At 52.3% G+C, this 7,945-nt stretch carries 8 protein-coding genes and 1 pseudogene; 6 read left to right on the top strand and 3 right to left on the bottom strand.

The window, feature by feature from the left end:
- The coding region (locus ACWIZX_RS00925; RefSeq protein WP_448334519.1) for an ATP-binding protein at window positions 1-1,228 on the top strand (1,228 nt) is incomplete at its 5' end.
- A gap of 404 nt (window positions 1,229-1,632) precedes the next feature.
- Window positions 1,633-4,206 carry a LuxR C-terminal-related transcriptional regulator gene (locus ACWIZX_RS00920; RefSeq protein ID WP_448334518.1) on the top strand — a complete coding sequence of 858 codons (2,574 nt, stop codon included), beginning with the start codon at window positions 1,633-1,635 and terminating at the stop codon, window positions 4,204-4,206.
- A 39-nt stretch (window positions 4,207-4,245) separates the two neighbouring features.
- Here ACWIZX_RS00920 and ACWIZX_RS00915 read toward each other — a convergent pair whose 3' ends face one another.
- Together ACWIZX_RS00915 and ACWIZX_RS00910 are read right to left on the bottom strand one after the other, a co-directional pair.
- Window positions 4,246-5,103, bottom strand: coding sequence for a CPBP family glutamic-type intramembrane protease (locus tag ACWIZX_RS00915; protein WP_448334517.1), 858 nt, complete (start codon window positions 5,101-5,103; stop codon window positions 4,246-4,248).
- Between the two features lie 93 nt (window positions 5,104-5,196).
- Window positions 5,197-5,982 carry a head GIN domain-containing protein gene (locus ACWIZX_RS00910; protein ID WP_448334516.1) on the bottom strand — a complete coding sequence of 262 codons (786 nt, stop codon included), beginning with the start codon at window positions 5,980-5,982 and terminating at the stop codon, window positions 5,197-5,199.
- Window positions 5,983-6,129: 147 nt separating this feature from the next.
- Between ACWIZX_RS00910 and ACWIZX_RS00905 the strand changes: the two genes are divergently transcribed.
- From ACWIZX_RS00905 to ACWIZX_RS00890, 4 genes are read left to right on the top strand one after another with little or no spacing between them, the layout of a single operon-like run.
- Window positions 6,130-6,390, top strand: a complete 261-nt coding sequence (locus tag ACWIZX_RS00905) for a hypothetical protein (RefSeq protein ID WP_448334515.1) — start codon at window positions 6,130-6,132, stop codon at window positions 6,388-6,390.
- The gene (locus ACWIZX_RS00900) at window positions 6,368-6,706 is read left to right on the top strand and encodes a YrdB family protein (protein ID WP_322793249.1); all 339 of its coding nucleotides are present in this window, start codon (window positions 6,368-6,370) and stop codon (window positions 6,704-6,706) included. The genes ACWIZX_RS00905 and ACWIZX_RS00900 overlap by 23 nt, the downstream gene beginning before the upstream one ends.
- 1 nt (window position 6,707) lies before the next feature.
- A complete protein-coding gene (locus ACWIZX_RS00895) occupies window positions 6,708-7,142 on the top strand; it encodes an SRPBCC family protein (protein WP_448334514.1) in 435 nt (144 codons plus the stop codon).
- Between the two features lie 37 nt (window positions 7,143-7,179).
- Window positions 7,180-7,692, top strand: a complete 513-nt coding sequence (locus ACWIZX_RS00890; protein WP_448334513.1) for a GNAT family N-acetyltransferase — start codon at window positions 7,180-7,182, stop codon at window positions 7,690-7,692.
- 40 nt (window positions 7,693-7,732) lie between these two features.
- On the opposite strand, the pseudogene ACWIZX_RS00885 reads toward ACWIZX_RS00890, so the two are convergent.
- A pseudogene (locus tag ACWIZX_RS00885) lies at window positions 7,733-7,945 on the bottom strand (hypothetical protein); the annotation flags it as partial.

The following is a 7,945-nucleotide window of genomic DNA, read 5'->3' as shown; positions in this document are numbered from 1 at the left end:
GCATGAAATGGTAGCCAGCGCATTCAAAGAAAAAGGGCTGCGGATCAAGATTGAGATACCCTCCGATCTGCCGGCTGTATTTGTAGATATCACCCGCATCCGACAGGTGCTGATCAATTTGATCAATAACGCTCTGCGCTTCACCGACCAGGGTGGCGTTACACTGCGGGTGGAAAAATTAGAGGATTCGCTACGGATCAATGTCATTGACACCGGCGTGGGAATTTCGGCAGAAGACCTGCCCAAAATTTTCAACGAGTTCCGGCAGGTTGGCGAAGAGAACTGGCGCAGGCGGTCAGGTACTGGAATAGGCTTATATATCAGCAAACGGTTTGTAGAATTGCATGGGGGGAAAATGGGGGTCGAGAGCCAGTTGGGAGAAGGCAGCCGGTTTTACTTCACGATCCCGCTCACCATGCCACCCATTCAGCCGGTCATCCTCCCCACGGAGAGTTATCGCTCCATGGAAGAGAATAAATTTTTACTATTTGTGACCCCTGACCAACGGCAAGAACAGGCCATGCGCCAGATTCTGGATGAGTATATCATTCAGGCCGTATCGGATTTTGATTTACTGGTTGAATATGTAGAAAAATTTTATCCGCGGGCTATTCTGGTTTCCACGCTGGCAGGAACAGGATTCATCAAAGACCTACCGTATGAATTGCCTGTCATCCGCATTCACCTTCCCGACATCGATTCGCAAATCGGTTCAATCCATTCTTACCTCCTCAAACCGATCTCTCGTCATGCGCTCACAGAGACCATCTCGGCCTTAGGCAGTCAAGTCCAATCCATTCTGGTTGTGGATGACGATCCGGCGATGGTGCAATTCATCACCAAAGCCATCCATTCGGTTCAATTAAATAACCCCGAGCCATCCTATCGCCTGTTCAGCGCCCTAAGTGGCGAAGAAGCCTTTACCCTTTTAAAAGAGCAACCTATTGATGCAATATTGCTTGATCTTGAATTACCGGATATTCATGGGTGGAACTGGCTGAGAACGCTGCGACAAAACCCGGCTTTTGCAAATCTGCCGGTCGTCATTATTTCGGCGGACGAAAAACCGGAGGCCACCCTTTCGCCGGATACAAACGTTTTGGAGGTCGGTCTCTCACGTCCCTTGAACACCCACGAGACAAGAGCCATCCTGGATGTCATCCTGAACACGATATTACCCCGTTACCCCAAAGAGACAAACCATCCCAACCCCACCGAACAGGAGTGAAGGGTTTTTGTAGAAGCAAACTTCCACACCCCACAATTATCCACTCTTGTTCGTACCAATCCGATCATTTCCGCCACCAGTCTGGGTGCCAAAACACCAATTTCCAGAGACGAGATCCGGTGGATGCCTGAAAAAAGAAAGATGTTTCCTGATTTTTGAATAAAATTTGTTTGGGTTAAGCCATTCAAACAAATTCTAAAGAACAGCTAAGTGCAAGCAAGCGCGGCCATTTACCTGTGGTCACTGGTTTGTCTCGTTGTGGTTAAAATGACAGGATGATTCGATGGTAGAAATTATCCCAAAAAAAAAAGAAATTTCCGCCCAGCATTTTTTGATATACTTTTTTGAAAATGGTTCTCAAAATCCTCGCCACCAAACTGTACCCACCGCTGGTGAGTAAACTCGTGCAACGTTCAGCTTTGCTGGATCGTTTGCAGGCCGGCATTCATGGCAAAGTCACCATTGTCAGCGCACCACCCGGCTTTGGAAAAAGCACCTTGCTGGCGGAATGGATGAAGACAGCCCCGGCTGAGCAGGTTGCCTGGTACTCACTCGATGAGGATGATGATGATACCGCCCGATTCTTTGGGTATATCGCCGCAGCGTTGCGAACCGTTCAGCCCGATTGTGTCCCATCCCTCGAAACATTGCTCGAAACACTCTCGCCCAACCCCCGCGAATTGGCAGCCGCGCTCATTAATGATCTCTCCCAAACCCGCAGCAAAGAGATCGTGTTGGTGCTGGATGACTACCATCACATCACCCAACAATCCATTCACGATGCGGTTGCCTACCTGATTGACCACCTCCCCCCTAATCTGCATCTGGTCTTCATCAGTCGTGCCGATCCACCCCTGCCGCTTGGGCGCTGGCGCGTACGCGGGCAGTTGACCGAGATCCGCGCCGACGACCTTCGCTTTACCGAGGCGGAAGCCGCTTTGTTTCTCAATCAAATTATGGGGCTCTCCTTGAGCGCGGAAGATGTTCAGACTCTGGAAGCCCGCACCGAAGGTTGGGTAGCGGGATTACAACTGGCAGCGCTTTCACTTCAACACGCCGCCAACCCGGCCGACCTCATTGCTGCGTTTGCAGGCAGTCATCGTTACATCGCCGATTACCTGACCGATGAAGTCCTCTCGCGTCAGTCTGACTCCACGCGTGAATTTTTATTGCAAACTTCCATTCTCGAGCGTTTCAACACCTCGCTTTGCAATACCGTTCTTGGGGTAAATGATACCGAAGCGATGCTGGTAAATTTGGAACGCGCCAATTTGTTCATCATCCCGCTCGATTCGCAGGCAAGGTGGTACCGTTATCATCATCTCTTTGCAGATTTACTGCGCCGCAAGCTCGAACAAACTCATCCCGCCCTGATGAAAGACCTGCACCGCCGCGCCGCGGAGTGGTTTGAGAAAAACAATTACCTGCTGGATGCCATCCGCCACTGGATAGCAGCTGATGAACTGGCGCATGTTGCCGCCCTGGTGGAACGTGCGCTTGGCGAAACCTGGGGAACGGCTGAAGCGAGGATTTTAATGCGGCGGGTCGAATCCCTGCCCGAATCACTGCTGGCAGAACACCCCTCGCTGAGTGCCTTTTTGGGTTGGTCGTGGATCTGGCTTGGTTACAGCCGGGATCGCGTTTTACCCATGCTCGACCGTGCCGAACAAAATTGCCGGGGAGATCTGGCATCCCTGGGGCGTTTGAACGTGGTGAGGAGCACCATGCTTCGAATTTCGCAAAACAATGCTGCCGAATCTCTGCGGCTGGCAAAACTGGCTCTCGCTCAACTTGCGCCCAACGACTCCCTATGGCGCAGTTTTGCCCAACTGGAGATTGCGATTACCACCCACGCCTCAGGCCGGCCCCTCCCCGAAGCCGAGCAGGCCTACGCAGAGACCATCCGCCTGTGTGAACAGGCTGGTGACCGGGTTACGGCCTGGATTGCGGCCTGCGCACGGGTGCAATTGATGACAGAGCGCGCAGAGCTGGGGCGGGCGCTCGCGCTTAATCGCGAATTGCTCGATACCGTTTGGCGCGGTGGTTCCAGCCTTGTGCGCGGCTGGGCACACATCAATCAGGCAACCCTGCTGTATCAGATCAACGATCTGGAAGGGGCACGCCGAGAAGCCCGTTTTACCCATCAACTGGAAGAGCAATTGGGCAATTTGCCGGATGTCAGCATGCGTTTATATGCCCTGCTCACCCGCTTGGAACTGGTGGATGGCAGGCCAAACCTCGCCCAACAGGCCGCCGAAAATTTTGTCAGGCTGGCACAGCGCAGTGGCATCACCAACGCCGTTGACTGGGCAAATGCCGTCCGGGCTGCTTTGCTGTACCGGCTGGAAGATTGGCCGGCCTTCGAAGCCTGGGCAAGGGGCTTTCAGCCGCCACGCCAGCCTTTGTTCTTCCCTTACCGGCTGGCAACACTGATGTATCTACGCTTTCTGTTACGCCAAAAAGCATGGGAAACCGTCCGCCTTTTAATGAAAGAGCAGCTTCGGCTGGCACGCGAGGCAGGTTACCTCGAATACGAGATGGAAATCCACATCCTCCGTGCCTTGATGGAGGAAGAAGCCGGTAATTTATCACTCGCTTTACAATCTCTGGAGCGGGCTTTGGAAATTGGTAGAGCGGGCGGTTATGTGCGCCTATTTCTGGACGAGGGGGAAAAGATGAAAACGCTTCTCTCTCATCTTCAGAAATCCCGAAAGGATGATTATCTTTCCCTCCTGCTTTCAGGATTTGGAAAGTCCCTTCCCCCCGATCAATCATCCATTATTGAGCCGTTGACCGGGCGCGAGATTGAAGTATTGAGGTTGCTTGCTGCAGGTTTGTCGAACCCGCAGATTGCAGAAAAGCTCTTCCTTTCAGTGGGCACGGTCAAGACGCATGTCAAACACATTTACGGCAAGTTGGGGGTGGATGACCGTGTGAAAGCGGCAGCGAGAGCGCGCGAACTGGGACTTATTTCATGATTTACTGAGTTGCACGCTCTCGTTGTATTTGGAATAATCTCAGGCCGTGGCTTCCCTGCGCTTGCGGATCTGGCGCAAGCCGATCCCAAGGGCAACAAACAACCCAATGCCAATCAGCCCGTGCATGGGCGAAACCAGCCAGTCTGCTCCGCGAACGATTTGCACCCGATTATCGGTGATCAGTTGGATGAGTAGGGCATCCTCCACCATGTGCATCAGGACGGCTGGCCAGATCGAGTTGGTCAACAAGCGCAGTTCGCCATACACCATTCCCCAGGCAATCATCACCAGAATAGCAAGGGGAATATAGAGCGTCACGGGCAGGGTCGTAAATTGTTCCAGAATGGAACGATCCAAAAAGTACAGGTAGTAAGGGATGTGCCAGGCGCCCCAAATCAAACCGACCATCGCGTGACCCACAAAGTCATTCAGGCCAAGGGCATACACCTTGGGGGCCAGGTAACCGCGCCAGGCCGTTTCTTCAAAAATGTTCTTGACGAATTGGGGAAGCGCACCCACCAGAAACACCTGGGCAATCATTCCCAGCGCGTTCATCGAAAGATCAGGGAATGTGATCAGTCCTGCCAGACTTCCAATGAGCAGGATAATCAAAGTCAACACCGGATAGACCAGAAGCGAAACCAGATAAAACTTCCCATTTCCTTTGAAATTGGGCCTGATGCCAAAATCCTTCCAGCCGTCTCCGCCAAAGGCGCGCAGCAATAAAGAAAAAACGCTCGGCACAACCAGCCATAACAGCATGCCCAGACTTTCCGACGGTGAATTTCCCATCCTCACGTCCAGACCCCGTCCGATAAAGCCGATTGAGATTACAACCACGGTAAATAAGACCAGATTCCGGATGGTTCTTCTTTTGTTCAAAGGTGGATGAATCATTGTGGACAACTCCTCATTGAATAAATCGTGAATTGGTATTAATAAAGATGAACCTCTCCATTGGGTGAGTGGTTCATCTTATCCCGGAAAAATTTACCGCGAACCCAGCGCAATCAACTCACCGCCTCCACTGATTTTCTCAGTCAATTCCGGCGAACCAAGGTATTGCACGTTGCCGCTGCCGCTGATGGACACATCCAGCCGATCCACCGCCCAAACAGTGGCATTACCGCTCCCGTTGACCGCCATATCCACGACTTTTGCCATGAGTTTTTCCGCCAGCAGTTCACCAGAGCCGGAGGTCATCACCGTCAGTGATTCGGTTTCACCGGCTGCTTCCATCTGACCCGAGTTGTTGACCTCGGCAAGGATGCTTGTAGCCGAAACATCGGGCAGAATCAGGTCACCCGATCCGCTCAAGCGCGCCGAAAGCGATTGGGCATCCAGACGGGCAAAGGTTACATCGCCCGACCCGTTGATCCGGATGGTGAGGGAGTCGGCACTGAAATCTTCTGCGCGGACATCTGCCGAGCCGGATATTTCCAACAGGCTCAAAGCCGGTAATGTCACCCGGTAGATGAGTGTTTCAAATTGAAGCCGGCTTACTTCCGGTTTGGTGCGTACCGTTAACACGCCTTGCTCCACGCCGATTTCGAGCACGGGCAGGATGTTATCATCCGCCTCGACCGTCAGGCTGAAATCATCGCCCTGTTGCAGGTATAACACACCTGAAGTACCAATACGAATCTGATCGAAATCAGATAAATCGAATGACTGCTTGACCATCTTGCCGGAGCCCGTCAGAGTAGCGGTGGGGTTCAGGCTGCAAGCGGAAAGCACCAGTACCAACATCAATAAAACCAAAGTAAATTTTTTCATGATTTATACTCCTTGCCGTCAACTATACAAAATCAGAGCAAGACCGGCATCCCCCTATGGAGGTATCTTCTCGAATTTGCACCTACCCCCGGGATATACCTCCATAGGAGGATTTCAATCGTGATTTTTCCATGTATGATTCAGGTCATGAACAACGAACGATCTCTCATCTCATACCATATCCGCTTGCAAGGCAAAGTAGACCGCGGGCTTGCTTCGTGGTTACCCGAACTTTCCCTCACGGAAGAAATGGACGGCAATACTCTTCTGGATGGCGAATTGCCCGATCAGGCTGCCCTGCTGGGGGTGCTGTTTCGTATTCACAACTTAAATTTACAAATCCTCTCGGTGGAAATTAGAAATCCAAAAGTTTTGGAGGCTCCTCATGGAACTGTTCAAAATGGTTAACCTATCTGTTCGTTTTCTGCTTGAAATTTGTATTCTGATCATCTTGGGCTTTTGGGGGTTCAAAACAGGTCAAACGCCGCTGATGAAATTCCTGCTCGGATTGGGCAGCCCCCTCCTTTTCGCGGTGGTTTGGGGAACTTTTCTGGCACCTAAATCCTCGCTGAGGCTTTCCGAACCCTGGCTCTTTTTAGCGGAACTGGTAATTTTTGGCCTGAGCGGTTGGGCATTGTACAGCATGGGTAAGACGAATCTGACGATTGCCTTCGGTTCGATTTATATTCTCAATAAAATTTTGATGATCTTGTGGAGACAGTAAAATGGAAATCAATAAATCCGCCCCCGCCTTTGCCCGTCGTGAAATGCTCATCCACGCCCCTGTGGAGGTAGTCTGGCAGGTTCTAACCGATATCGGGAACTGGCCTGACTGGCAGCCTGATATTACCTTTGCAAAACTGGACGGCGACCTGAGGGAAGGTACAACTTTTCATTGGAAAGCGCAAGGGCTAAACATCACCTCCCGCCTGCACACCGTCCAGCCGCCCCTTCGGATCGGCTGGACAGGGACAGCCACCGGGATGACAGCCATTCACAACTGGAGCATTGAAGCGCGCGGCAACGACACCCTCGTCACCACTGCGGAATCACTTTCGGGGTGGCTCACCCGCCTGATGCTCCTGTTCGACAAACACTTCCTCGAAAAATCGCTGGAAGCCTCGCTGCTTCGCCTCAAAAAGCAGGCAGAATCCAGGTGAACGATAGATACCCCCGCCGAACCGGAGGTTGCTGTCCATGAAGCTGACCATTCGGCCTGAAACACCCGAAGATATTCCCGCCATTGATCGGGTCAATCATCTGGCATTTGAGCGTGAAAATGAAGCCCAACTGGTGGACGCCCTGCGCCGCGACGGAGCAGTGATATTGTCGGTGGTCGCAGAAGTGGATGAGAAAATCGTCGGGCATATCCTCTTCTCGCCGGTAACCGTCACAAACGGCGAACAGCAGTGGACGGCGGTAGGCCTTGGCCCGATGGCCGTTCTGCCCGAATTCCACAATCAGGGAATCGGATCGGCATTAATCCGTTATGCTCTCAATGCGTTGAAAGCGGCCGGGCATGAGACGATTTTTGTGGTGGGCCACCCCCACTACTACCCGCGTTTTGGTTTCAAACCCGCCAAACCTTACGGCATTCAGTGGGAAATCCAGGTTCCGGAAGAAGTGTTCATGGTGCTGGAATTGCGTGAGAACGCGCTGAAGGGCATAAGCGACGTTGTGCGCTACCACCCCCGTTTCAGAGAGGTTTAAGTTTATCTATACGAAAAAATGTTTTCGTACCGTACCAGCCTCAAACCACTGTGCGAGTATCCTGCCCGGCAAGGGAAAGCGGCTTCACCAAATCTGCACCGCTCTCATAGTGCACACAGGCCACCCAGTGGTCCTCATCTACCTCAACCAGCGGTGGTTGATCAACCGCACAGCGCTTCTCCGCCACCGGGCAGCGGTGATAATACGGGCATCCGCGCCGTAAATTTTCCACATCCCGCTCTACCAGCGTAAT

The organism is Bellilinea sp., from assembly GCF_053501535.1.
The sequence above is the reverse complement of the archived record's forward strand: the minus strand, read 5'-3'. Positions and strand labels throughout refer to the sequence as shown.

What these genes read in the sequence shown, in the direction of transcription:
- ACWIZX_RS00900 (WP_322793249.1), top strand. Translation starts at nt 6,368, where the DNA reads ATGGAACTGTTCAAAATGGTTAACCTATCTGTTCGTTTTCTGCTTGAA.
- ACWIZX_RS00905 (WP_448334515.1), top strand. Translation starts at nt 6,130, where the DNA reads ATGAACAACGAACGATCTCTCATCTCATACCATATCCGCTTGCAAGGC.
- ACWIZX_RS00910 (WP_448334516.1), bottom strand. Translation starts at nt 5,982, where the DNA reads ATGAAAAAATTTACTTTGGTTTTATTGATGTTGGTACTGGTGCTTTCC.
- ACWIZX_RS00895 (WP_448334514.1), top strand. Translation starts at nt 6,708, where the DNA reads ATGGAAATCAATAAATCCGCCCCCGCCTTTGCCCGTCGTGAAATGCTC.
- ACWIZX_RS00890 (WP_448334513.1), top strand. Translation starts at nt 7,180, where the DNA reads ATGAAGCTGACCATTCGGCCTGAAACACCCGAAGATATTCCCGCCATT.
- ACWIZX_RS00915 (WP_448334517.1), bottom strand. Translation starts at nt 5,103, where the DNA reads ATGATTCATCCACCTTTGAACAAAAGAAGAACCATCCGGAATCTGGTC.